We start from the raw sequence: 24,828 nt of genomic DNA, 5'->3' as shown, positions 1-24,828 counted from the left end.
CATGAAGCTTGAACTGCGCGGCATCACGAAGAGATTCGGGGCGCTGACAGCCAACGACCACATCGATCTCACCGTCGAAGAGGGTGAGATCCACTGTCTTCTCGGAGAGAACGGCGCCGGGAAGTCGACGCTGATGAACGTTCTCTACGGCCTCTACCAGGCCGACGAGGGAGACATCCTGCTGGACGACGTCGTCCAGCACTTCGACGGACCCGGCGACGCCATGGCGGCCGGCATCGGCATGGTGCACCAGCACTTCATGCTGATCCCCGTCTTCACCGTCGCCGAGAACGTCATGCTCGGCCATGAGCAGACCCGATTCGGAGGTCGTCTCGACCTCGCGGCCGCTCGCGCGAAGGTGCGCGAGATCTCGGACCGCTTCGGATTCGCCGTCGACCCCGACGCGCTCGTCGAAGACCTCCCGGTCGGCGTGCAGCAGCGCGTCGAGATCATCAAGGCGCTGTCGCGCGAGGCGAAGGTGCTCGTGTTCGACGAGCCGACCGCCGTGCTCACCCCGCAGGAGACCGACGAGCTGATGGCGACGATGCGCCAGCTCAAGTCGCAGGGCACGTCGATCGTCTTCATCACCCACAAGCTCCGCGAGGTCCGTGAGGTCGCCGATCGCATCACCGTGATCCGTCTCGGCAAGGTCGTCGGCGAGGCATCGCCCACGGCCTCGAACGAGGAACTCGCCTCGCTCATGGTCGGCCGCGCGGTCGAGCTCACCGTCCACAAGGACGCCCCGACACTGCGCGAGAACGGTCTCAGCGTGCAGGGCCTCACCGTCACCGACCGCTCCGGCATCGTCCTCGTCGACGACGCGAGCTTCGAGGTGCACGGGGGAGAGGTCCTCGCGATCGCCGGTGTGCAGGGCAACGGCCAGACCGAGCTCACCGAGGCGATCCTCGGCCTGCAGGACCACGTGCGCGGAAGCATCCGCCTCGACGGCGAAGAGCTCGTCGGACGCAGCGTGCGGCAGATCCTCGACGCGGGTGTGGGCTTCGTGCCCGAGGACCGCAGCGTCGACGGTCTCGTCAAGGAGTTCTCGATCTCGGAGAACCTCATGCTCGACCGGTCGTTCGGCGGGGAGTTCGTCTCCGCCGGAACGGTGCGCCGTGGCGCTCTCGACGAATTCGCCCGCGCCAAGATCGCCGAGTTCGACATCCGTACGCAGGGACCGGCGCAGGCCGCCGGCCGTCTGTCGGGCGGTAACCAGCAGAAGGTCGTCCTCGCCCGCGAGCTCAGCCGCGACCTCGCGCTGTTCGTCGCCGCGCAGCCGACCCGTGGAGTCGACGTCGGATCGATCGAGTTCATCCACAAGCGCATCATCGACACGCGCGATGCCGGTGTTCCGGTGATCGTGATCTCGACCGAGCTCGACGAGGTCGCCGCCCTCGCCGACCGGATCCTCGTGATGTACCGCGGCCGCGTCGTCGGCATCGTGCCCGGCAACACCCCCCGCGATCAGCTCGGTCTGATGATGGCGGGCATGAACGGAGAGAGCGCATGAGCGTCGCAGGGACCAAGGGACCGCTCGCCGAGCCGGAGACCGTCGTGGCCCCCTCGCGGTGGCGCGTCGCGTTCCAGCAGATCGTCTCGGGCAACGCGATCATCTCGGTGCTCGCCGTCCTGATCGCGGTCGTCGTCGGCTCGATCATGATCGCGGCGACGAACGAAGAGGTGCAGGAGACGGCGGGGTACTTCTTCGCCCGTCCCGGTGACATGATCGCCGCCGTCTGGCAGGCCGTCAGCGGTGCGTACGCCGCGCTGTTCCGCGGCGCGATCTACAACTTCAACGCCGACGACTTCGCCACCGGCATCCGTCCGCTGACCGAGACGCTCAAGTTCGCGACGCCGCTGATCGCGGCCGGACTCGGCGTCGGCCTCGCGTTCCGCGCCGGGCTGTTCAACATCGGTGGTCAGGGGCAGATGCTCATGGCGGCCGCGGCCGGCGGATACGTCGCGACGCAGATCGACATGCCGTTCCCGCTGCACCTGATCGCCGCCGTCATCGCCGGTATGGTCGCCGCAGCCCTGTGGGCCGGTATCGCCGGACTGCTCAAGGCGCGCACCGGCGCGCACGAGGTGATCACGACGATCATGCTCAACCACATCGCCTTCTACCTGCTGGCCTGGATGCTGGCGACGCAGGGCATCCTGCAGGCTCCGGGGTCGAGCAACCCGAAGACGGCTCCGATGCCCGACTCCGCGGTGCTCCCGTCGCTGCTCGGCGATTCCTACAAGCTGCACTGGGGCTTCGTCGTGGCACTCGCCGCCGTCGCCTTCACCTGGTGGCTGCTCGAGCGCTCTTCGCTCGGCTTCCGCTTCCGTGCGGTCGGGGAGAACCCGGCGGCCGCGCGCGTCGCCGGCATCGATGTCGGAAAGATGTACTTCGTCGTGATGCTCATCGCCGGTGCCCTCATCGGCATCGCCGGCATCAGCCAGATCCTCGGCACCGAGACCAGCGGTTTCGGCGGTTCGATCGACGCGGGCATCGGCTTCGACGCCATCACGGTCGCTCTGCTCGGGCGCTCCTCGCCGATCGGCATCCTCGGCGCCGGACTCCTCTTCGGGGCGTTCAAGACCGGTGGCTTCACGATGCAGTCCTCCCAGGGCATCCCGATCGAGATCGTGCTCGTCGTGCAGTCGCTGATCGTGCTCTTCATCGCCGCGCCCCCGCTGGTGCGCGCGATGTTCGGTCTCCCGCAGCCCGGGCGTCCCTCACGCAAGAAGACCCGAGCGGCCAAGAAGTCGCAGAAGCAGGAGGTGTCGGCATGAGCGCCGTCACGAATGCCGCCGTCGCGATCGAGGAGCCGCGCGCCGTCGCCGTCGCCTCGTGGAAGGCGCCGATCATCTTCGGGATCTTCACGGTCCTGTTCGCCCTCCTGCCGTTGCTCGCCCCGCGCGACGGGGAGACGACCTTCCGACTGGCCTCGGCCGACGCGTTCTTCGCGATCCCGGACGTGATCCTGCCCGCGAACGCGACCGCCTGGGTCGCCGTCGTGGTGCTCGCCGCGGTCACCGTCTTCGCGTTCGTGCGGGCATCCGCTCGTCGCAGCATCCCGCTGTGGTTGGTGATCGTCTACGTCGCGGCCCTCCTGCTCGGCTTCCTCGCCTGGGCCGCCGCCGGTGAGACGCTGCGCATGATCAGCCTGCTCGGGGGAGCGCTGGCCCTGGCCACGCCCCTGATCTTCGGCGCCCTGGGCGGCGTGATCGGTGAGCGCGCCGGTGTCGTGAACATCGCGATCGAGGCGCAGCTGCTGGCGGGTGCCTTCTCGGCGGCGATCGCCTCGTCGATCACCGGTTCACCGTGGGCGGGTCTGGTCGCCGCGATGGGGGCGGGCATGCTCGTCTCGCTCGTGCTCGGCGTCTTCACGATCACGTACTACGTCGACCAGGTCATCGTCGGTGTCGTGCTCAACGTGCTGGTGATCGGTCTGACGACCTTCCTCTTCCGCGTGGTGCTCGCCCCGAACACCGAGACCCTCAACAGCCCGGCCACGTTCGACACCGTGTCGATCCCCGTGCTGAGCGAGATCCCGGTCATCGGCCCGATCCTGTTCCGCCAGTCGTTCATCGTCTACCTGATGTTCTTCGTGGTCGCGCTCGTCTGGTTCGGTCTGTACCGCACCCGGTGGGGTCTGCGCCTGCGCGCGGTCGGCGAGCACCCGCAGGCGGCCGACACGGTCGGCATCAAGGTTCTGGCGACCCGCTACCGGGCGATCCTGCTCGCCGGTGCCGTCGCCGGCATGGGCGGCGCGTTCTACACGCTCGTCTCGGTGCCGCGCTTCAACCAGGAGATGACGGCGGGCGCGGGCTTCATCGCCCTCGCCGCGGTGATCTTCGGTAAGTGGGACCCGATCAAGGCCACACTCGCGGCGCTGCTGTTCGGCTTCGCCACCAACCTGCAGGGCGTGCTCAGCGTCATCGGATCCCCGGTGCCGAGCCAGTTCATGCTCATGCTGCCGTACGTCGTGACGATCTTCGCGGTCGCCGGCCTCGTCGGGAAGTCGCGGGCCCCCGCGGCCGACGGCGAACCGTACATCAAGTCCTAGGAGAGACATGACAGACATCGACTGGGACGAGCTGCGTCAGGTCGCCACGTCCGCCATGGAGAAGGCCTACGCCCCCTACTCGCGCTACCGCGTGGGGGCTGCGGCACTGGTGGGAGACGGGCGCATCGTCGCCGGCTGCAACGTCGAGAACGCGTCGTACGGCGTCACCCTGTGCGCCGAGTGCGCTCTCGTCGGCGATCTGCACATGTCCGGCGGCGGCCAGCTCGTCGCCTTCGTGTGCGTGAACAACGACGGGCAGACGATCATGCCGTGCGGCCGCTGCCGTCAGCTGCTGTTCGAGCACGCGATGCCCGGAATGCTGCTCGAGACCGTCTCCGGCATCCGCACGATCGACGAAGTACTGCCGGACGCGTTCGGCCCCCGCGACCTGGAGGACGCACGATGAGCACGGTGGAGCCCTACGACGCGGTCGACGTCATCCGCGCGAAGCGCGATGGCGGAGCCGTTCCGGAACCCGCCCTGCGATGGATGGTCGACGCGTACACGCGCGGCTACGTGTCGGACGCGCAGATGGCCTCGTTCGCGATGGCGATCTTCCAGCGCGGCATGGAGCGCGAGGAGATCCGTGTGCTCACCGACGCGATGATCGCGTCGGGGGAGCGGATGAGCTTCGCCGCCCTCGGCAAGAAGACGGTCGACAAGCACTCCACGGGTGGCGTGGGCGACAAGATCACGCTGCCGCTCGCTCCGCTGGTCGCGGCGTTCGGGGTGGCGGTGCCGCAGCTCAGCGGCCGCGGCCTGGGCCACACGGGCGGCACGCTCGACAAGCTCGAGTCGATCCCCGGCTGGCGCGCGGCGCTCAGCAACGAGGAGATGTTCGCCCAGATGCAGGGCGACGTGGGTGCGGTGATCTGCGCGGCGGGTTCCGGTCTCGCCCCCGCCGACAAGAAGCTCTACGCGCTGCGCGACGTGACCGGCACGGTCGAGGCGATCCCGCTCATCGCGTCGAGCATCATGTCGAAGAAGATCGCGGAGGGCACGGACGCCCTCGTGCTCGACGTCAAGTTCGGGTCGGGCGCCTTCATGCAGGACATCGATCGTGCGCGCGAGCTCGCTCGCACGATGGTCGCGCTCGGCACCGATTCGGGCGTCGCGACGACGGCCCTGCTCACCGACATGAACGTGCCCCTCGGCTTCGCGATCGGCAATGCCAACGAGGTGCGCGAGTCGGTCGAGATCCTGGCCGGCGCCGGTCCCGCCGACGTGCGCGAGCTCACGATCGCGCTCGCCCGCGAGATGCTCGCGCTGGCCGGTCAGCCGGATGCCGATGTGGAGGCGGCTCTCGACGACGGGCGTGCGATGGATCAGTGGAAGGCGATGATCCGCGCGCAGGACGGCGACCCGGATGCCGCGCTTCCGGTCGCCCGCGAGACCCACGTCGTCACGGCGCCCGCCGACGGCGTCATCAGCCGCATGGACGCCCTGCCGTTCGGCATCGCGGCCTGGCGTCTCGGCGCCGGCCGTGCGCGCGCCGAGGACCCCGTGATCTTCGAGGCGGGGATCGACCTGCACGCGAAGCCGGGCGACCGCGTCGTCGCCGGACAGCCGCTGTTCACGCTCTCGGCGGCCGACGAGGCGCGCTTCCCGCGCGCGATCGAGGCGCTCGAGGGAGCGTGGGAGATCGGAGCGGATGCGCCCGCGCGCGGACCGATCGTGCGCGAACGCATCACGGCCTGACCTCCGGCCCGCTACCCTGAACACGGCGGTCACCACCGCCACACTTTTCTGCGACTGGAGGATCCCCATGGCGATCGATGCGAACGGCGACGTCAAGATCCAGGGGATCTCCCTGCGGAGTCTGCCGAAGGTGTCGCTGCACGACCATCTCGACGGCGCGCTGCGTCCGGCGACGATCGTCGAGCTGGCGGATGCCGCGGGCATCGAGCTGCCGCAGAGCGATGCACGCTCGCTCGGGCGCTGGTTCGCGAAGCAGAGCGATTCGGGCTCGCTGGTCGAGTACCTGAAGACGTTCGACCTCACGATCGCGGTCATGCAGACGCCGGAGGCGTTGACCCGGGTGGCCCGGGAGTTCGTGCAGGACCTGGCGAAGGACGGCGTGATCTACGGCGAGGTGCGCTGGGCGCCCGAGCAGCACCTGGCGGGCGGCCTCAGCCTCGAGCAGGTCGTCGAGGCCGTGCAGCAGGGGATCGAGGAGGGCGAGGACGCCGCGGACGCCGCGGGGCACAGCATCCGGGTCGGCCAGTTGCTGTCGGCGATGCGCCAGCACGATCGCGCCCGCGAGATCGCGGAACTCGCGGTCGACTTCCGCGGCCGCGGCGTCGTGGGCTTCGACACCGCGGGCCCCGAGGACGGCTTCCCGTCGTCGAACTATCGCGAGGCCTTCGACTACCTCGCCGACAACTTCTTCCCCGTGACGGTGCACGCCGGCGAGGCGGCCGGACTCGACTCGATCCGCTCCGCCCTGCTCGACGGACGCGCCCTGAGGCTCGGGCACGGCGTGCGCATCGCCGAGGACCTCGAGGTCATCACGCGCGAGGGCGATGAGGTGCAGGTGCAGTTCGGCGAGGTGGCCCGCTGGGTGCGCGACCGCGAGATCCCGCTCGAACTGTCGCCGTCGTCGAACCTGCAGACCGGGGCGGTCGCCGCCTGGGGCTCGGAGCTCGCCGATCACCCGTTCGATCTGCTCTACCAGCTCGGCTTCGCCGTCACCGTGAACGTCGACAACCGCACCATGAGCGCGACCTCGCTCACCCGTGAGCTCGCCCTTCTCGTCGAGGCGTTCGAGTACGACCTCGACGATCTCGAGACCTTCCAGTTCAACGCCGCGGCCGCGACGTTCCTCCCGGTCGAGGAGCGCGAAGAGCTCGTGGAGATGATCGCCGAAGGCTTCGACGCCTGACCATGACGACTCGGGGGAGCCGTTCGCGGGCACGGTGCAGACGCCGGGGGATCTGGATCGGCGCGGTCGTCGCCGTGGTGGTCGTGGCGGGTGGTGCCGCTGCCGCCTTCACGTGGATGAATCGCGAGCCGGAGGCCGTCCCGCGGGTCGAGGCGACGCCGATCGAGCGCCCGCTGACCGCGGCGCAGCAGCTCGTCGCCGACTCCGGTGATCCGAACGGGTGCGCCGTGTCGTTCACGGGCGAGGGCATCGAGCTCGACATGCAGGTGCAGTCGCAGGGCGCGCTCTACCAGTACCTGCCGATCCCGGCGCAGGACGGTCGCGTGTTCGCCGGGTGGTACGCCACGGCCGACGATGCGGCGGCCCAGAACGTCGCGGCGCGCGTCAACGGGGCGGACGCGGTCGTCTGCACGGATGCCGAGGTCGAGCTGTTCGGCGCGTGGACGACGCCCGAGGCGAACACGGCGGCCGATGTGCAGGTGCCGATCCTCATGTACCACCAGTTCACCCCGAACCCCGAGGGGGAGTCCGGGTGGCTGCGGGGCAACTACGCCTACATCGGCGACTTCGACGCGCAGATGAACCACATCGCGACGACCGGGTTCTACCTGCCCACGTGGGACGAGCTGAGTGCGTTCATCGACGGCCGGCTGTCGCTTCCCGCGCGCTCCGTCATCATCACCGATGACGACGCCGACCAGACGTGGTTCGACCTCGCCGTGCCGGTCGTCGACAAGTACAAGCTGCTCTCGACGTCGTTCATGATCACCGCCTACCGGCAGGACCCGCCGCCGTCGCCGTACGTGCTGCGCCGCTCGCACACGCACGACATGCACCAGGCCGGTGCCAACGGTCGGGGCCGGATGGAGAACTGGACCGCCGACGAGATCGCCGCCGACCTCAACACCTCCGGCGACGTGCTGGGCGTGCGCGAGGTCATCGCCTACCCGTTCGGGCACTACAACGACACGGCGAAACAGGGCGTGACGCAGGCCGGCTTCGAGATGGCCCGCACCATCGAGCCGGGTTACGTCGAGATCGGCACCGACAAGCTGGCGCTGCCGGTCGTGCGCATCGACTACGGCATGGGCCTCGAGTCGCTGATCTCGCGGATCGGCTGACCCCCGCGCTCAGCCTGCGGCAGCCAGCGCGTCCTCGGAGAGGAACGCACCGAGGAGTTCGGTGACCGTGGCGTGCATCTCGTCGTCGGAGATCGACGGCGTGCCGTCGCCGGCCTGCGGCCCGTAGTCGCCGAACGAGGCGTGCGAGGCGCCGTCGATCTCGACGAGGTCGGCGTCCGCGGGCAGGTTGCCGCGCGCATCCGAGATCTTCGCCGGTGTCGAGAGGCCGTCCTCGGAGCCGGCGAGGCTGAGCACCGCGAGATCGGTGCCGGACAGATCGTTGGCGCAGTACGAGCCGAAGAGCACGAGGGCGTCGGCATCCGCCGCGAGCTGGCAGGCGCGCACGCCGCCCAGGGAGTGGCCGCCCACGGCCCACACGTCGACGTCGGGTGCGGCGGAGGTGAAGGAGTCGAGGGGGCGCGGGTCGAAGAACGCGAGGTTCAACCAGGGCCGCGTGATCACGACCGTGACGCCCCCCTCGGCGACGCCCTGCAGGATCGCGGCGTACGCCCAGGGGTCGACCTTCGCGCCCGGCACGAAGACGAGACCGATCTCGGAATCCCCGTCGGCGGGCGCCAGGACGATGCCCTGCTCCGCGTCGTCGACCGTGATCGCGGGGTTCTCGCGCACGGCGGCGAGGGGTGCCTTCTCCGCCCCCATCACACCGATCTGGCTCCAGGCGACGATGCCGCCGGCGCCGAGGAGGACGAGGATCAGGATGCTCCACAGCGTCCACTTCAGGACGCGCCGGCCACGCTTCTTCTGCACCTCTCCAGGGTACGCGCGATGCCGGGGACAGCACCGCTCACGCGGGCTGCGCGAGAGCCTGCTGCTCGCGCCGGACAGCGCCGCGGTAGGCGTCCTTGTTGACGTAGTAGGCCATGCGGTCGAGGCCCAGGTAGTGATACCCGCCGGTGAGGTCGGGCCAGGCGGAGCCGGTCACCCTCGCGCGGAACCGCGCCGCGCGGGCCGGGTCCCGCTCGGCCGCGTCGAGATACGCGGCGAGGAGCTCCGCCTGCTCGTAGCGGCCCTGCCAGCCGATCCCGGATGCCTCGATCATGCCCATCACGAACAGCCCGTTGAACGACGACGGGAACACGTGCAGGAAAAGCCGGGGGGAGGCGCCGCGCCAGTTCAGGTACGCGGGGTCGACGAACGGATAGTCGAGTCGATAGCCGGTCGCGAGGAGCACCAGGTCGTACTCGCCGGACGATCCGTCGCGGAAGTGCACGGTCGAGCCGTCGAAGCGGTCGACGTCGGGCCGGACGCGCAGATCGCCCTGGCCGAGGTGATTGAGCACCATGGTGTTCACGATCGGATGCGACTCGTAGATGCGGTAGTCGGGCTTCGGGAAGCCGAACCGCACGGGGTCGCCGGTGAAGGCGCGCAGCACGCGGGAGTCGACGGCCTGCTTGAGCCGGGCGGGCAGCGGACGGCCCTGGTTCAGGGTGTCGCTCGGGCGACCGAAGAGGTAGCGCGGAACGAAGTAGTAGCCGCGACGCACGCTCATGTCGATCGCGTCGGCGTGATGCACGGCATCCACTGCGATGTCGCAGCCCGAATTGCCGGCGCCGATGATGAGCACCCGGCGTCCCGCGAGCTGCGCGGGGGAGGAGTAGGCGCTCGTGTGCAGCACCTCGCCGGTGAAGTCGCCCGGGAAGGTGGGGACGTTCGGCTCGGCGAGCGTGCCGTTCGCGAGCACGACGCCGGCGTAGCGGTGCGTGTGCTTGCCGTCCGGGCCGACGCTCGTCAGGTCCCAACCGCCGTCGTCGCGGGGGGCGAGCCGGGTGACGCGCGTGTCGAAGCGGAAGAGCTCGGTGAGACCGAAGTGATCGGCGTACTCCCGGAAGTACTCGAGCAGCGCCGCGTGCCCCGGATAGTCGACCGTCGATCGCATCGGGAACTCGCGGAACTCGGTCGTCGTGCGCGACGAGATGAGGTGCGCCGACTCGTACATCGTGCTGCGCGGATTGGAGATGTCCCAGAGGCCGCCGACGCCGTGCGAGGCCTCGTAGCCGTCGACGGGGATGCCGCGCTTCCGCAGAGCGCGGACGGCGGCCAGGCCCGACGGTCCCGCGCCGATCACGGCATAGGTGTCCATGTTGCCCCCGCACGTCCGTGTACCGAAAACGCCCCCGCACCCCGATCGTATCGGGGTGCGGGGGCGTCCGCGATCGATGGGTCAGGCGGCGCGGAGAGCGTCCTGTCGGGCGGCCACGACCGCCTCGACGGCGGCGAAGAGCGGATGCTGCGGCTCCAGCCCCGTCGTGCGCGTCGTGAACGTCTGCGCGTCCAGCGTGCCGAGCAGCTGGCGCAGCTCGACGGCCTGGGTGTCCTCGGCATCCTCGAACTCGAGGGTCGCGGCGATGGCCGCCACGAGCGCGTCCGTCGACAGGCCGTGCTCGGCGGCGGCGGCGGCCGGTCCGATGAACCGCTCGTGCCGCGAGATCTTTCGCAGCGGCTGGCGTCCGACGCGCTGCACGGTGTCGACGAGCGCCGGATTGCGGAAGCGCTCGAGGATGGTCGCGCGGTACTCGGCCAGATCGGCCGGGTCGAGCCCGTGGGTCGCGGCGAGCACCGCCGAGGTCTCCTCGAGGGCCGCGCCGACCGCCGCGGCGATCTGCGGATCGGCGAGGGCGTCGGAGATCCGGTCGATGCCGGCGCGGGCGCCGAAGTACGCGGTGGCCGCGTGACCGGTGTTGACGGTGAACAGCTTGCGCTCGATGTACGGGGCGAGTTCGTAGACGAAGTGCGCGCGGGGGATGCTCGGCAGCGAGCCGCCGAACGGGCCCTGCTCGATCGTCCACTCGAAGTACGGCTCGACCGTGACGTCGACGCCCGCACCCTCGGGCTGGGCCGGGACGATGCGGTCGACGGCGGTGTTCGCGAACACGGCCTTCGCGAGCAGCTCGCGCGCGTCGGCGCCGGCGACGCTCTCGATCTCGGCGCGGAGCAGATCGGTCGCGCCGATCGCGTTCTCGCACGCCATGATCACCAGCGGCGCGGCGTCGGGGGAGCGGCGGGTGAGACCCGCGACGATCGTCGGCGCGATGAAGCGCAGGACGGTCGGGCCGACCGCGCAGGTCACAACGTCGGCCGTGGCGACCTCCTCGGCCGCGGCATCCGGATCAGTCTTGCTGTTGACGGCCCGGAACCCGGTCACGGTGCGGTCGACGCCTCCCGGCCCGACCTCGTGCACCGTGTACGCGTCGACGGCGTTGATCGCATCGACGAGCGCATCCGCCACATCGGAGAAGACGACCTCGTAGCCGCCCTCGTGGAGCAGGAGGCCCACGAACCCGCGGCCGATGTTGCCGGCGCCGAACTGGACGGCCTTCATCCCTCGTTCACCGCCGAGAGCAGGGCGAAGAGCTCGTCGGGGGTCTGCGCCGCCGTCAGCTTCGCGACGTCGTCCTCGTCGGAGAACAGGATCGCGATCTGCGAGAGGATCTCGAGGTGCTCGTCACCGCGTCCGGCGATGCCGATCACGAACGTCGCCGGCTCGCCCGCCCAGTCCACGCCGCCGTCGTAGCGCACGACGGAGAGGGCCGAGGCGAGGATCGCGTCCTTGGTCTCGTTGGTGCCGTGCGGGATCGCGAGACCGTTGCCCATGAAGGTCGAGACCGTCTCCTCGCGCTGACGCATCGCGTCGACGTAGGCCGGGGTCACGGCGCCCACCGAGACCAGGATGTCGGTCGCCTCCTGCAGGGCCTCCTCCTGCGTCGCCGATCCCGGGTGGATCCGGATCTGGTCGAGGGTGAGAACGCTCATGATGATTCCTTTCTGAGAATGGTCCGGTGGGCGGATGCCGCAGCATCCGCCCACCGGGGTGTGTCACGCGTCGGTGTCGCGCTGGGCGCGCACCATCTCGACGACCTCTTCATACTTCGGAGAATTCATGAAGTTGTCGACCGATACGTGCAGGGAGTTCGGCGACTGGGCCTTCGCGCGATCGGTCAGCTGCTGCTGCGTGATCACGAGATCGGCCGTTCCGTCGAGGTTCGCGATCGCCTGGTTGGTGACCGTGACGCCCTCGACGCCCGCCTTCTTGAACTTGTTGCGCAGGACGCTCGCGCCCATGGCGGAGGAGCCCATACCGGCGTCGCACGCGAACACGACGTTCTCGATGCGGCGATCGGTCGCGACGGCCGTGCCACCGGCGGCTGCGCCGCTCGAGGTGCGCAGCGCGTCCATCGCAGCGGAGGACTTGCCCTTGTTGGCCTCGGTCTGTGCGATCGCGGCGCCGAAGGTGTCGCCCTCTGCCTCGAGGTCGCGCCTGCGGGAGGCCCGCAGGATGACGGCCGTGATGAGGAAGGTCACGGCCGCGGCGATGAGCACCGACAGGTAGACGACGACGAGGTTGCCGACGCCCGAGCCGATCGCTCCGGCGGTGACGGCGATGATGCTTCCCGGTGCGGCCGGGAAGCCGAGACCGCCGCCGAGGAGCATGTTCGTCGTGACACCGGCCGCGCCACCCGCGATGAGGGCGAGGATGGTGGTCGGCTTGCTGAGCGCGTACGGGAAGTAGATCTCGTGGATACCACCGAAGAACTGGATGACGGCCGCGCCCGGAGCCGAGGCCTTCGCCGCGCCGACACCGAAGAAGGTGAAGGCGAGCAGCAGACCGAGGCCGGGGCCGGGGTTCGCCTCGATGAGGAAGAGGATCGACTTGCCCGTTTCGGCGGCCTGCTCGATGCCGAGCGGGGTGAAGACGCCGTGGTTGATGGCGTTGTTGAGGAACAGCACCTTCGCCGGCTCGACGATGATCGAGACCAGGGGCAGCAGGTTGAGCGAGACGAGCCAGTCGACCGCCGCGCCGAGCACGGCGCTGATGCCGAGCATGACCGGGCCGAAGGCGAAGAAGCCGACGATCGCGAGGATCATGCCGAGGATTCCGGCCGAGAAGTTGTTGACGAGCATCTCGAAGCCGGGGCGGATCTTGCCGTCCCACAGCTTGTCCATCTGCTTCGTGATCCAGGCCGCGATCGGGCCCATGATCATCGCGCCGAGGAACATCGGGATGTTGGTTCCGACGATGACACCCATGGTGGCGATGGTCGCCACGACGCCACCGCGCTCGCCGTAGACCATGCGGCCCGCGGTGTTAGCGATGAGGAGCGGCAGAAGGTACGTGACCATCGGTCCGACCAGACCGACGTAGGCGAAGATGTTGCCGTCGGCGCCCTCGGCGACCGCCGTCATGGCCCCCTGCCATCCGATGACGGCGGAGTCTCCGCCGCCGCCGATGATCTCGGCCACCGGAGCCCAGTGCCAGCCGAAGGGGCTCTTGGCGCCGAAGAACCCGGCCGGGATGAACAGCATGGTGATGAAGCCCCACGCGATGAACGCCGCGATATTGGGCATGATCATGCCGGAGAGGAACGTGCCGAAACGCTGCACGCCCGTTCGGAGCCCGTTCGCCTTCGCGGGGGCTGGTGACGTCGTCGTCATGATGTCGTCTCTTTCTGGTGAGGAGGGAGGGCCGTGGATGCTTCCACCACGGCCAGGCGTGCACCGGCGGCGTCGTCCGCCGCCAGTGCGAGCTCGGCGAGGTTACGGGCCTCGTCGAGCGTGCGTTCGGAGAGCGCGTGGCGGACGTCCGCCAGCGCTGCGGGAGCCATCGAGAGGCTCGTGGCGCCGAGGCCCACGAGCACGACGGCGAGGAGGGGATCGGCGGCGGCCTCGCCGCAGATGCCGACGGGCTTGCCCAGGCGAGAACCTGCGGCCCCGACCTCGCGCACGAGGCGCAGGACCGCGGGGTGCCAGGGGTCCTGGAAGCTCGCGACCGATCCGAGCAGGCGATCGGCCGCCATCGTGTACTGCGTCAGGTCGTTGGTGCCGATCGAGGCGAAGTCCGCGTGCGCGAGCACCCGGTCGGCGAGCAGCGCGCTCGCCGGAACCTCGACCATGACGCCGGCGGTCTTCAGCCCGTATTCGCGGGCGAGGCCGGTGAAGTACGCGGTCTCCTCGACGGTCGTGACCATCGGCGCCATGACCCACAGGTCGGCGGAGGTGGCGGCATCCGCCTCGGCGAGGGCCGTGAGCTGCTCGCGCAGGATGTCCTCGCTCGCGCGCAGGGAGCGCAGGCCCCGGAGCCCGAGTGCCGGGTTCTCCTCGTGGGCGTCGTTGAGGAAGGCGAGGGGCTTGTCGGCGCCCGCGTCGAGCATGCGCACGACGACCTTCTTGCCCGGGAACGCGGCGAGCAGCTCGCGGTACGACTCGCGCTGCTGAGCGATCGTGGGCGCCTGCGTGGCCGAGAGGAACAGGAACTCGGTGCGGAAGAGCCCCACGCCCTCGGCGCCGCGCTCGACGGCGTCCGCGGCATCCGCGGGCTTGCCGAGGTTCGCCAGCAGCGGGATCGCGGTGCCGTCGGCCAGCGCTCCCGGCGTCGCGGGTGCGGCGTCGGCGGAGGCGCGCTCCGCGGCGCGCTGGGCGGCGCGGTCGAGGGCGTCCTGTGCGGGATCGGCGGTGACGATGCCCGCCGCGGCGTCGACGATGACCGTCGTGCCGGTCGCGAGCCTCGCGGCCTCGGTCGCTCCGACGATAGCGACGATGCCCTTCTCACGCGCGAGGATCGCGGTGTGCGAGGTGGGGCCGCCATCGCTCGTGATGAGCGCGAGTACCTGGTCGAGATCGAGCAGTGCGGTGTCGGCGGGCGCGAGATCGCGCGCCACCAGGACGAACGGATGCCCCGGGTTCGGCACACCGGGCGCCTCGACGCCGCGCAGGCGGGCGAGCACCCGCTGGGCGATGTCGTCGAGGTCGGCGGCGCGTTCGCCGAGATAGCCGCCCACGGCCTCGAGCGTGGCCTTGAATCCCGCGAAGGCGTCGTGCACGGCCCACTCGGCGGTGGAGCCGGCGTCGATGCGCTCGTCGACCTCGTCCTGGAGCGTCGGGTCCTCGGCGATCATCGCCTGGGCTTCGAGCACCTCCTGGGCCGACCCGCCCGCCGCCTCGCCGCGGGCGGTGAGCTCCTGGGCGACGACCGCGACGGCCTCGCGCACGCGGGCGCGCTCCGCCTCGGCGCCGACGGTGCTGGGCGTCTGGTCGGGCGCGGGCAGCGCCTCGGTCATGCGCACGACCGGGCCCTGCGCGACGCCGAGCCCGATGCCGACTCCGCGCAGCTCGCTCATCAGGATTCCTGGTCGTGGTCGGTGGTCAGCAGTTCGGTGAGCGTGTCGAGCACACCCTCCGCACTGTCGCCGTCGGCCGTGAGGGTGACGTAGTCGCCGTGCTCGATCGCCAGGGCGATGACCCCGAGGATGCTGGCCGCGTTGACGGCCTTGCCGGAGTCCTTGGCGATCGTGACGGGGATACCCGCCTCCTTGGCGGCCTGCGCGAAGAGCTTCGCGGGGCGCGCGTGCAGCCCGTGGGAGGAGCCGATCCGAACGGTGCGTGAAACGGTCATGGTGTTCCTTTCGGGGTGGTCTCCGCGGCGAGCAGCGCGCGCACCAGAGCGAGCGTCCGTTCCCCGTCGCGGTCGGCGAAGATGTCGGCGGGCAGGAGGGCGACGGGAACCCCGGCGCTCGCGCGCAGGGCGTCCACCCGGTCCGCGAGGTGCGGGCCGACGAGGAGCGCATCCTGTGCGCCGGGGAAGACGGAGGACTCCACTCCGGCGACGGCATCCCATTCGAGACCCGCGTCGGATGCGGCGCGCCGCAGTCGCTGTGCGACGAACGTGCTCGACGCACCCGCGCCGCACACAATGAGGATCCTCATCGATTCCACCTTCCTGAGAACAGTCTGTGAAAGACCGGGGGTGGGGTGCCAACAGGATCCTTTCCGCCCCTGCGGAACCCCGCTTCCGGCCCCTGCTCCGGCCGCGGCCTGACATCATGGGAGGGCGGCGCACAGAGAAGTCGCGCACGTACGACGAGCAGAGGGAGGATCATGTCGCGCCAGCGCCAGGACCAGATCCTCACCGCTCTGCTGCGTCGGGGATCGTGGGTGACCGCTGCCAGCCTCGCCGATCTGGTCGGGGTGACGCCCCGCAGCATCCGCTCGTACGTCGCCGCCCTCAACGCCCGTGTCGGCGGTGACGCCGTCGAGTCCGGTCCCGCGGGTTATCGCGCGGGTCCCGCCGCGCGCGATGCGCTGCGCGCGCGGTCGGGTGGCGAGTCCGCTCCTCGCGATCGCCTGCACGCCGTGGTGCGGATGCTCCTCGACGAGCCCGACGGCATCGACATCTACGCGACCGCCGAGCGGTTGCACGTGAGCGAGGCGACCCTCGAGTCCGATCTCGCCCGTGTCCGCAGCCTCCTCGACGGCACGGACCTCGTGCTCGAGCGCGATCGCGAGATCGTGCGACTGCAGGGCACCGAGGAGGAGCAGCGCCGGCTGATCTCGCGCCTCGCCCACGACGAGATGGATGCCGCGTCGTTCCATCCCGAGACGTTCCGCCGTGCGCTCGCCGGCACGGGCATGTCGGCCGAGGCGGTCGGCCCGTTCAAGTCGGCGCTCGTGCGCGAACTCGGAACGCTCGGCTACTTCGTCAACGAGCTCGCGATCTCGGACGTGCTCCTGCACATCGCGATCGCGACGGACCGCGTCGCCGCGGGCTACGCGATCGCGGGCGTGCCGACCGGAGCGCACGACGAGATCCCCCGGGTGGGGGAGACGATCTCACGCCTGGCGACCGAGCACTTCGGCGTCGAGCTGGGGGAGGGCGACAGCCGGCACCTCGCCTCGCTCGTGCTCACCCGGGTCGTCGCTCCCGGCGAGGAGGCGACGCGGGAGGTCGCCCGCAGCGGTGTGGAGGCCGGGGTCGAAGACGCGGTGCGCGCCGAGCTCGCCCGGGCTGCGGCCGAGTACGACGTCGACCTCGTCGAGGACTCGTTCGTGCTCCGCCTCTCGCTGCACGTGCAGAACCTGCTCCGGCGTGCGCAGGGCCAGGCCTTCGCCCGCAATCCGCTCACACGTTCGCTGAAGACCTCCTATCCCATGATCTTCGAGGTCGCGGTGTCGATCGCCTCGGGGCTGCACGACCGCCTCGGCACCCCGATCCACGACGACGAGATCGCCTACATCGCCATGCACGTCGGCGGACGGCTCGAACGCAGCCGCAAGGCCGCGACGATCCTCACCGCCACCATCGTCTGCCCGGGGTACTACGAGCTGCACGAGCTGCTGCGATCGAGCGTCGACCGGTCGCTCGGCTCGGCGATCGAGGTCACGAGCGTGGTGACCAGCGTCGACCCGGACTGGTCGTCGTTCGACACCGACCTCGTGCTCAGCACGATCGAGCCCGCCCTCACCGGCGACCGCTTCGTGCGCATCCATCCGTTCTTCACCGACTCCGACGTCGAGCGCGTGCAGCAGGCCGCCGGTCGCATCCGCCGCGGTCGCCGGCTCACGCACCTGCGCGAGGAGCTCGCCCAGTACTTCGATGCCGATGCCTTCGTGCACCCGCTCCCCGACGAGGGCGAGGAGGCGATCATCCGACGCCTCGGGGGACTGCTCGTGGACACCGGCGTCATCGGGGAGGACTACGTCGAGAACACCATCGTGCGCGAGCGGATGTCGTCGACCGCGTTCACCGATGCACTCGCCGTACCGCATGCGCTGCAGATGACCGCGACGCGCACGGCCATCGCGATCGGGGTGGCCGACGGATCGGCCGCCTGGGCGGACGGGCGTGTGCAGGTGGTCGCGCTCGCCGCGTTCAGCGAGGGCGATCGCGCGGCGTTCCAGACCGTGTTCGAGCAGCTCGTCGAGGTCTTCAGCGAGCGCGAGAGCGTGCAGCGGATCGTGCGCCGGGGAACGACCTTCGAGGCCTTCCTCGACGAGCTCGTCGCCGTCATCGACGGCTGAGCGTTCTCGCCGTCATCACCGCAGACAGCGGAGCGGGGTCAGCTCGCCGGCGCGAGGACGGCCGCCAGCTCGTCGAGCAGCTCATCGGCACCCGGGCCCGCCGCGGTCTGCAGCTCGACGGCATCGCCCGTGCCGAGCGCGAGGTCCATCACCGCCAGCACGCTGCGCAGATCGACGGTCGTCCCGTCCGAGGTGCGCAGGGTGACCGGTGCCCCGTGCGCCTGCACGAGACGGACGATCTCGGCGACGGGTCGGGCATGCACTCCGTTGTGCGCGCTGACGATGACGTGGCGGGTCGGCATGATCCGATCGTATCCGGGTATGCCGACGGCGCGCGGCCCCGAGGGGCCACGCGCCGTCGTGAGGGATCAGGAGCGCTCGTCGAGGAGTTCCCGCACGCCGGTCTCGATCTCGGCGACCGCTGCGCGGGCTTCGTCGGCCGAGGCGCCCGCGGCGTCGATGTACACCTTGAGCTTGGGCTCGGTACCGCTCGGGCGCACGATCACCCGTGAGCCGTCGTCGAGCCGGTAGCGCAGCACATCGCCCGAGGGCTGACCCGCTGCCGCGTGCAGAAGATCCTCGGCCGAGGCGACCGGGCGGCCGGCGATCTGGACCGGGGGCAGCGTGCGCAGGGCCAGCATGACGCGCCCGATGATCGAGAGATCGTCGACGCGGATCGAAACCTGACCGCTCGAGAAATGCCCGTAGGTGTCGCCGAGCTCCGCGAGCAGATCCGCGATCGATGCGCCGCGGTCGCGGGCCTCGGCGGCGAGGCCGAGGATCGCGACGGCCGCGGAGATGCCGTCCTTGTCGCGCACCGTCTCGGGGTTCACGAGATAGCCGAGGGCCTCCTCGAAACCGAAGACGATGCCGGGCGCACGGGAGATCCATTTGAACCCCGTGAGCGTCTCGTGGAAGTCGAGGCCGTGGTGCGCGGCGATCGCGCCGAGGCCCGGCGACGACACCAGTGAGCACGCGAGCGCTGCGCCGGGCGTACCGGCGGCGGCGCGGGCGGCGCGGGCGCCCAGGAGCAGGCCGACCTCGTTGCCGGTCAGGCGACGCCAGCCCTCGGGGGTCGAGTCGTCGGGGATGGCGACGGCGAGGCGGTCGGCATCCGGGTCGTTGGCGAGGATGAAGTCCGCGTTCGTGCGACGGGCACGCGCGAACGCGAGGTCCATCGCTCCCGGCTCCTCCGGATTCGGGAAGGAGACCGTGCGGAAGGTCGCGTCCGGCGCGAGCTGTTCGCCGACGACGGCGGGCCGCGGGTACCCCGCGTCGGTCACGATGCGCGCGAAGGTCTCCCACCCGACGCCGTGCATCGCCGTGTACACCCAGCGCATGCTCGATGCGCTCGCGGGAGCGGGGGCGACCGCGGCGGTGGCGGCCACGTACGCATCGACGACGTCTTCGCCCGCGACCTCGTAGGAGGTCGAGCGGGGGAGAGCGGCGATGCTGCCGGCATCCGCGATGCGCTGGATGGATGCCGCGATCTCGGCGTCCGCCGGGGCGACGATCTGCGAGCCCTCGTCGGCACCGCCGAGGTAGACCTTGTAGCCGTTGTCGTTCGGCGGGTTGTGGCTCGCGGTCACCATGACCCCGGCATCCGCGCCGAGGTGGCGCACCGCGAACGCGAGCACCGGTGTGGGCAGCAGACGCGGGAGCAGCACGGCACGCAGCCCCGCGCCGGCGAAGATCTCGGCGGAGTCCGTGGCGAACACCCGCGAGTTGCGGCGTCCGTCGTAGCCGATCACCACGGTCGGCGTCGCGCCTCCCGAGCGCTCGCGCAGATACGCGGCGAAGCCCGCGGCGGCCTGCGTCACGAGCACCCGGTTCATGCGGTTGCTCCCGGCACCGAGCTCGCCGCGCAGACCCGCCGTCCCGAAGGCCAGGCGGGCGCCGAAGCGGTCGTCGAGGTCGGCGAGCGCTGCCTCCTCGCCGCTCGCCGCGCGCGTGATGATCCCGGCGAGCTGATCGCGGGTCTCGTGGTCGGGGTCCTGGCGCATCCAGGCGCGTGCCTGGGCGAGCCGCTCCTCGCTCACAGCGCCTCGACCACTCGGGCGAGGAGGGCCGAGATCACCGGCTCCGCCTCGCGGCCGGCCTCGATCACCTCGGCGTGGCTGAGGGGCGTCTTCTGGATGCCGGCGGCGAGGTTCGTGATCAGCGAGAAGCCGAGCACCTCCATGCCCGCCTCGCGGGCGGCGATCGCCTCGAGAGCGGTCGACATGCCGACGATGTGCCCGCCGATGACCTTCGCCATCTGCACCTCGGCCGGCGTCTCGTAGTGCGGGCCGCGGAACTGCGTGTAGACGCCCTCGTCGAGGCTCGGGTCGACGCTGCGGGCGATGTCGCGCAGGCGCTTCGCGTACAGATCGGTGAGGTCGATGAAGGTGGCGCCTTCGAGCGGGGAGTCGGCGGTGAGGTTGATGTGGTCGCTGATGAGCACCGGCTGGCCGGGCGTCCAGGTCTCGCGGATGCCGCCGGCGCCGTTCGTGAGCACCATGATCTTGGCGCCGGTCGCCGCCGCCGTGCGCACGCTGTGCACGACACGACGGACGCCGTGGTCCTCGTAGTAGTGGGTGCGCGCGCCGATGACGAGGACGTTCTTGCCGTCGGGGGTGCGGATGCTGCGCAGGGTGCCGACGTGGCCCTCGAGCGCGGGCTTCGAGAAGCCGGTCACCTCGGTCGCGGGGATGGTCGCGACGGTCTCGCCGATGATGTCGGCCGCCTTGCCCCAACCGCTGCCGAGCGTGAGCGCGATGTCGTGCTTCTCGACGCCGGTCAGCCGGGCGATGTCGGCGGCGGCGGTGGCGGCGACCTCGAACGGGTTGGCGTTCGGGTCGTCCAGGGGGTTGCTGTGAGTCTCGGACATAGGCTCCACTCTAGGAAGGTGACGGCTCGGCTGCCAAGATTGCGGAAGAATGGCTTCCATGTCTTCCACCCCTTTCGAGCGCACTCAGCGCGTCGCCGTCCTCGGCGGCGGTCCCGGCGGTTACGAGGCGGCCCTGGCTGCCGCTCAGCTCGGAGCCGAGGTGACCCTGGTCGAGCGCGTCGGCGTGGGCGGTGCGGCAGTCCTCACCGACGTCGTGCCGTCGAAGAGCCTGATCGCGACGGCCGATGCCGCGGTCGCGATCTCCGAGGCGAGCGACCTCGGTGTGCAGTTCTACGCGAAGGGCGAGAGGGGCAAGCCGCTCAAGCCCGAGATCGCGATCAACCTCGCCGCCGTCAACAAGCGCCTGATGGCCCTCGCCGGACAGCAGTCGGAGGACATGCGGGCGACCCTCCTGGAGGCGGGTGTGCGCATCCTCTCCGGTCACGGGCGGCTGGAGGGTTCCGACGCGATCGTCGTCTCGACCGGTCAGGGCGGCACCGACTTCGACCGCGTGGAGGCCGACACCATCGTGGTGGCGGTCGGCGCGGCTCCCCGCGAGCTGGACTCCGCCAAGCCCGACGGCCGACGCATCCTCACGTGGACGCAGCTGTACGACATGAAGTCCCTCCCGGAGCACCTGATCGTGGTCGGCTCGGGTGTCACCGGTGCCGAGTTCGCCTCCGCGTACATGAACCTCGGTGCGAAGGTGACGCTCGTCTCCAGTCGCGACCAGGTGCTTCCCGGTGAGGACCAGGATGCCGCCCGCGTGCTCGAGAAGGTCTTCAAGCGCGGTGGCATGACAGTGCTCTCGAAGGCCCGCGCCGACAAGGTCGAGACCACGAAGGACGGCGTCACCGTCACGCTCTCCGACGGCCGCACGGTCGACGGCAGCCACTGCCTCATGGCGGTCGGATCCATCCCCAACACCGCCGACATCGGTCTGGCCGAGGCGGGCGTGGAGCTCACCGAGCAGGGGCACGTCCGTGTGAACCGCGTGGCGCGCACCTCGGTCCCGAACATCTACGCGGTGGGCGACTGCACGAACTTCTTCCCGCTGGCCTCCGTCGCGTCGATGCAGGGCCGTACGGCCGTGTTCCACGCTCTCGGCGACATCGTGATCCCGCTGGAGCAGATCAAGATCACCTCGAACATCTTCACCGCGCCCGAGATCGCGACCGTCGGGTACTCCGAGAAGGACGTCGAGGACGGCGTGGCCGACGGCATGGTCTACAAGCTCCCGCTGGCGGCGAACCCGCGCGCGAAGATGATGGGCATCAAGGACGGCTTCGTGAAGCTCATCGCCCGCAAGGGGTCGGGAACCGTCATCGGCGGCGTGATCGTCGCCCCGAAGGCCTCCGAGCTGATCTACCCGATCGCGATCGCCGTCGAGCGGCGCCTCACGGTCGATCAGGTCTCGCGCGTCTTCGCGGCGTACCCCTCGCTGTCCAGCAGCATCACGGACGCGAGCCGGGCGATGCACCTGTTCAACATCTCCTGAGCGGACGACGCGAAAGGCGCCCCACCTCGGTGGGGCGCCTTTCGCGTGTTCGGGGGATGGTCAGCTGATCGTGAGCAGCTGGTGCCCGGCGGAGACGGTGGCACCGGCATCCGCATTGATGTTGCCGACCACGCCGTCCTTGTGGGCCTGCAGAGGCTGTTCCATCTTCATGGCCTCGAGCACGACGACGAGGTCGCCCTTGACGACCTGCTGTCCCTCTTCGACGGCGATCTTGACGACGGTCGCCTGCATGGGCGACTTGACCGCATCGCCCGAGGCGCCCGCGTTGGCGGTCGTGGCGTGGCTGCGACGCGCCGGCGGCACGGCGGCGGGGCGCCCGGCGCTGCCGGCGGCGACGGCCACGCGGTCGGGCAGGCTGACCTCGAGGCGCTTGCCGGCGACCTCGACGACCACCGTGTGGCGACCGGCACCCGGTGCCGGGGCCTCGAGCTCGCCGTCCCATGCGGGGATGTCGTTGACGAACTCGGTCTCGATCCAGCGCGTGAAGATGCCGAAATCGCCGTTCTCGGCGGTGAAGGCGGGGTCGCGCACGACCTTGCGGTGGAAGGGGAGCACGGTGGGGAGACCTGCGACCTCGAACTCGTCGAGCGCGCGGCGCGAGCGCTCCAGCGCCTCCTCGCGGTCCTTGCCGGTGACGATGATCTTCGCCAGCAGCGAGTCGAAGGCGCCCGAGACCGCGTCGCCGGCGGTCACGCCGGAGTCGAGACGGATGCCGGGACCGCCGAAGGTCTTGAAGACGTGGACGGGGCCCGGCTGGGGGAGGAAGCCGCGACCCGGGTCCTCGCCGTTGATGCGGAACTCGAAGGAGTGACCCTGGGGCTCGGGGTCGGCGTAGTCGATCGTGCCGCCGGCGGCGATGCGGAACTGCTCGCGCACGAGGTCGATGCCGGTGACCTCCTCGGAGACCGGGTGCTCGACCTGGAGGCGCGTGTTGACCTCGAGGAACGAGACCGTGCCGTCGGCGCCGATGAGGAACTCGCAGGTTCCGGCGCCCACGTAGCCGACCTCCTTGAGGATGGCCTTTGACGCGGCGTAGAGCTGGGCATTCTGCTCGTCGGTCAGGAACGGCGCGGGCGCCTCCTCGACGAGCTTCTGGTGGCGACGCTGCAGCGAGCAGTCGCGGGTCGAGATGACGACGACATTGCCCTCGGCGTCCGCCAGGCACTGGGTCTCGACGTGGCGAGGCTTGTCGAGGTACTTCTCGACGAAGCACTCGCCGCGACCGAAGGCCGCGACGGCCTCGCGCGTGGCCGACTCGAACAGCTCGGCGACCTCGTCGAGCTCGCGGGCGACCTTGAGGCCGCGCCCGCCGCCGCCGTAGGCCGCCTTGATGGCGATCGGCAGGCCGAACTCCTTCGCGAAGGCGACCACTTCGTCGGCCGTCTCGACCGGACCGGGCGTGCCGGGGGCGAGCGGGGCGCCCACCTTCTCCGCCACGTGGCGCGCGGTGACCTTGTCTCCGAGGGCCTCGATGGCCTCGGGCGACGGGCCGATCCAGATGAGTCCGGCACCGATCACGGCGCGGGCGAACTCGGCGTTCTCGGCGAGGAAGCCGTATCCGGGGTGCACGGCGTCGGCACCGGCGCGCCGGGCGAAGGAGAGGATCTTCTCGATCTGGAGGTACGTCTCGGCGCTCGTCGCGCCTCCGAGTGCGTAGGCCTCGTCGGCGAGTCGCGTGTGCAGCGCGTCACGGTCCTGGTCGGCGTAGACGGCGACCGAGGCGATTCCGGAATCCCGGGCGGCGCGGATGATGCGGACGGCGATCTCGCCGCGGTTGGCGATGAGCACCTTGGCGATAGCAGGCATGGTTGCCAGCCTAGCGAGAAGCAGGGGGATCCATTTGACGACTCCCCACAAGAAAGAGCCGAGAACGTGGAGGGGAGTCTACGACGTGGTCGGGGTGTTCCAGAGGTCCGTCCAGACGACGCCGAGGTCGGCGGCGAGGCGCCGCACGGTCGAGAGGGACATCCCCACCACGGTCGATGGATCGCCGTCGACCCGGGTGATGAACGCCCCGCCCAGGCTGTCGACGGTGAAGGCGCCCGCGACCAGCAACGGCTCGCCCGAGGCGACGTAGGCCGCGATCTCCGCGTCGGAGATGTCGTCGGCGAAGGTGACGGACGCCGCGGCCGTCGCGGTGGCCTCGACCGGATCCGCGCCGGGCGAGACGCGGAAGACCGAATGTCCGGAGTGCAGCACGCCGGTGGCGCCGCGCATCTCGCGCCAGCGGCGCGTCGCCTCCTCCGCCGTGTAGGGCTTGCCGTAGACGCGTCCGTCGAGCTCGAACATCGAATCGCCGCCGATCACGATGCCGTCGAAGGAGGGGTCTTCGGACGAGAGGCGACGGGCGACATCGGCGGCCTTGGCCCGTCCCAGCAGCAGCACGAGCTCCGCGGGTGGCAGCTCCGCACCCCGTTCGGCCGCGGCGGCTGCGGCCACCGCGTCCTCGTCGACGTCGGGGCAGAGGGTGAGCGGCCCGATCCCCGCCTGCCGCAGCAGCATCAGACGGGCGGGAGAGGTGGAGGCGAGGCAGACGCGCATGTGGTCCACCGTATCCGTGGACCGCCGTATCC

22 protein-coding genes are annotated in these 24,828 nt (G+C 70.3%); 9 read left to right on the top strand and 13 right to left on the bottom strand.

Features of this window, described 5'->3' with window-relative positions:
• Position 1 precedes the first annotated feature (1 nt).
• The 7 genes from KV396_RS01110 to KV396_RS01080 all read left to right on the top strand — a co-directional run bounded on the left by KV396_RS01110 (position 2) and on the right by KV396_RS01080 (position 8,057).
• A complete protein-coding gene (locus KV396_RS01110; protein ID WP_247956571.1) occupies positions 2 to 1,510 on the top strand; it encodes an ABC transporter ATP-binding protein in 1,509 nt (502 codons plus the stop codon).
• The gene (locus tag KV396_RS01105) at positions 1,507 to 2,778 is read left to right on the top strand and encodes an ABC transporter permease (protein ID WP_247956570.1); all 1,272 of its coding nucleotides are present in this window, start codon (positions 1,507 to 1,509) and stop codon (positions 2,776 to 2,778) included. Before KV396_RS01110 ends, KV396_RS01105 begins: the two co-directional genes overlap by 4 nt.
• Positions 2,775 to 4,055, top strand: coding sequence for an ABC transporter permease (locus KV396_RS01100; protein ID WP_247956569.1), 1,281 nt, complete (start codon positions 2,775 to 2,777; stop codon positions 4,053 to 4,055). Before KV396_RS01105 ends, KV396_RS01100 begins: the two co-directional genes overlap by 4 nt.
• Positions 4,056 to 4,062: 7 nt before the next feature.
• A complete protein-coding gene (locus KV396_RS01095; RefSeq protein WP_247624831.1) occupies positions 4,063 to 4,461 on the top strand; it encodes a cytidine deaminase in 399 nt (132 codons plus the stop codon).
• On the top strand, positions 4,458 to 5,753 hold the full coding sequence (locus tag KV396_RS01090; protein WP_247956568.1) for a thymidine phosphorylase: 1,296 nt from the start codon (positions 4,458 to 4,460) through the stop codon (positions 5,751 to 5,753). The genes KV396_RS01095 and KV396_RS01090 overlap by 4 nt, the downstream gene beginning before the upstream one ends.
• Positions 5,754 to 5,820: 67 nt before the next feature.
• Positions 5,821 to 6,936 (top strand): adenosine deaminase, encoded by a 1,116-nt coding sequence (locus KV396_RS01085; RefSeq protein ID WP_247624829.1) that lies wholly within the window; start codon positions 5,821 to 5,823, stop codon positions 6,934 to 6,936.
• Between the two features lie 74 nt (positions 6,937 to 7,010).
• Positions 7,011 to 8,057: a polysaccharide deacetylase family protein gene (locus tag KV396_RS01080; protein WP_323131835.1), complete on the top strand. Its 1,047-nt coding sequence runs from the start codon at positions 7,011 to 7,013 to the stop codon at positions 8,055 to 8,057.
• A 9-nt stretch (positions 8,058 to 8,066) separates the two neighbouring features.
• Here the strand turns inward: KV396_RS01080 and KV396_RS01075 are convergent, their stop codons facing one another.
• The 8 genes from KV396_RS01075 to KV396_RS01040 form a co-directional block, all read right to left on the bottom strand.
• A complete protein-coding gene (locus tag KV396_RS01075) occupies positions 8,067 to 8,825 on the bottom strand; it encodes an alpha/beta hydrolase (RefSeq protein WP_247956567.1) in 759 nt (252 codons plus the stop codon).
• A gap of 37 nt (positions 8,826 to 8,862) precedes the next feature.
• Positions 8,863 to 10,158, bottom strand: coding sequence for a flavin-containing monooxygenase (locus KV396_RS01070; protein ID WP_247956566.1), 1,296 nt, complete (start codon positions 10,156 to 10,158; stop codon positions 8,863 to 8,865).
• Between the two features lie 81 nt (positions 10,159 to 10,239).
• Entirely contained in the window at positions 10,240 to 11,397 is a 1,158-nt protein-coding gene (locus KV396_RS01065) for a mannitol-1-phosphate 5-dehydrogenase (protein WP_247956565.1), read from the bottom strand.
• Positions 11,394 to 11,828, bottom strand: coding sequence for a PTS sugar transporter subunit IIA (locus KV396_RS01060; RefSeq protein ID WP_247624824.1), 435 nt, complete (start codon positions 11,826 to 11,828; stop codon positions 11,394 to 11,396). The genes KV396_RS01065 and KV396_RS01060 overlap by 4 nt, the downstream gene beginning before the upstream one ends.
• 63 nt (positions 11,829 to 11,891) lie before the next feature.
• The gene (locus KV396_RS01055; protein WP_247956564.1) at positions 11,892 to 13,508 is read right to left on the bottom strand and encodes a PTS mannitol transporter subunit IICB; all 1,617 of its coding nucleotides are present in this window, start codon (positions 13,506 to 13,508) and stop codon (positions 11,892 to 11,894) included.
• Positions 13,505 to 15,190 (bottom strand): phosphoenolpyruvate--protein phosphotransferase, encoded by a 1,686-nt coding sequence (gene ptsP / locus KV396_RS01050; RefSeq protein WP_247634328.1) that lies wholly within the window; start codon positions 15,188 to 15,190, stop codon positions 13,505 to 13,507. Before ptsP ends, KV396_RS01055 begins: the two co-directional genes overlap by 4 nt.
• Entirely contained in the window at positions 15,190 to 15,465 is a 276-nt protein-coding gene (locus tag KV396_RS01045) for an HPr family phosphocarrier protein (RefSeq protein ID WP_247624821.1), read from the bottom strand. Before KV396_RS01045 ends, ptsP begins: the two co-directional genes overlap by 1 nt.
• Positions 15,462 to 15,776 carry a PTS sugar transporter subunit IIB gene (locus tag KV396_RS01040; protein ID WP_247624820.1) on the bottom strand — a complete coding sequence of 105 codons (315 nt, stop codon included), beginning with the start codon at positions 15,774 to 15,776 and terminating at the stop codon, positions 15,462 to 15,464. Before KV396_RS01040 ends, KV396_RS01045 begins: the two co-directional genes overlap by 4 nt.
• Positions 15,777 to 15,947: 171 nt before the next feature.
• On the opposite strand from KV396_RS01040, the gene KV396_RS01035 reads away from it, so the two are divergent.
• The gene (locus tag KV396_RS01035; protein WP_247956563.1) at positions 15,948 to 17,867 is read left to right on the top strand and encodes a BglG family transcription antiterminator; all 1,920 of its coding nucleotides are present in this window, start codon (positions 15,948 to 15,950) and stop codon (positions 17,865 to 17,867) included.
• A gap of 38 nt (positions 17,868 to 17,905) precedes the next feature.
• Here the strand turns inward: KV396_RS01035 and KV396_RS01030 are convergent, their stop codons facing one another.
• The 3 genes from KV396_RS01030 to KV396_RS01020 form a co-directional block, all read right to left on the bottom strand.
• Positions 17,906 to 18,169: an HPr family phosphocarrier protein gene (locus KV396_RS01030; protein ID WP_247624818.1), complete on the bottom strand. Its 264-nt coding sequence runs from the start codon at positions 18,167 to 18,169 to the stop codon at positions 17,906 to 17,908.
• A 66-nt stretch (positions 18,170 to 18,235) separates the two neighbouring features.
• Positions 18,236 to 19,906, bottom strand: coding sequence for a phospho-sugar mutase (locus tag KV396_RS01025; RefSeq protein WP_247956562.1), 1,671 nt, complete (start codon positions 19,904 to 19,906; stop codon positions 18,236 to 18,238).
• Positions 19,903 to 20,736 (bottom strand): purine-nucleoside phosphorylase, encoded by an 834-nt coding sequence (locus tag KV396_RS01020; protein WP_247624816.1) that lies wholly within the window; start codon positions 20,734 to 20,736, stop codon positions 19,903 to 19,905. The genes KV396_RS01025 and KV396_RS01020 overlap by 4 nt, the downstream gene beginning before the upstream one ends.
• Before the next feature lie 49 nt (positions 20,737 to 20,785).
• Here KV396_RS01020 and KV396_RS01015 point away from each other — a divergent pair, with 49 nt between their 5' ends.
• The gene (locus KV396_RS01015) at positions 20,786 to 22,234 is read left to right on the top strand and encodes an NAD(P)H-quinone dehydrogenase (protein WP_247956561.1); all 1,449 of its coding nucleotides are present in this window, start codon (positions 20,786 to 20,788) and stop codon (positions 22,232 to 22,234) included.
• 60 nt (positions 22,235 to 22,294) lie between these two features.
• Here the strand turns inward: KV396_RS01015 and KV396_RS01010 are convergent, their stop codons facing one another.
• The gene (locus KV396_RS01010; protein ID WP_247956560.1) at positions 22,295 to 24,061 is read right to left on the bottom strand and encodes an acetyl/propionyl/methylcrotonyl-CoA carboxylase subunit alpha; all 1,767 of its coding nucleotides are present in this window, start codon (positions 24,059 to 24,061) and stop codon (positions 22,295 to 22,297) included.
• A gap of 78 nt (positions 24,062 to 24,139) precedes the next feature.
• Positions 24,140 to 24,796, bottom strand: coding sequence for a Maf family protein (locus tag KV396_RS01005; protein ID WP_247956559.1), 657 nt, complete (start codon positions 24,794 to 24,796; stop codon positions 24,140 to 24,142).
• Between the last annotated feature and the right edge of the window lie 32 nt (positions 24,797 to 24,828).

It is taken from the genome of Microbacterium galbinum (assembly GCF_023101185.1).
In the GTDB taxonomy this organism is placed as follows: Bacteria; Actinomycetota; Actinomycetes; order Actinomycetales; family Microbacteriaceae; genus Microbacterium; species Microbacterium galbinum.
This window is presented reverse-complemented; position numbering and strand designations above follow the sequence as displayed.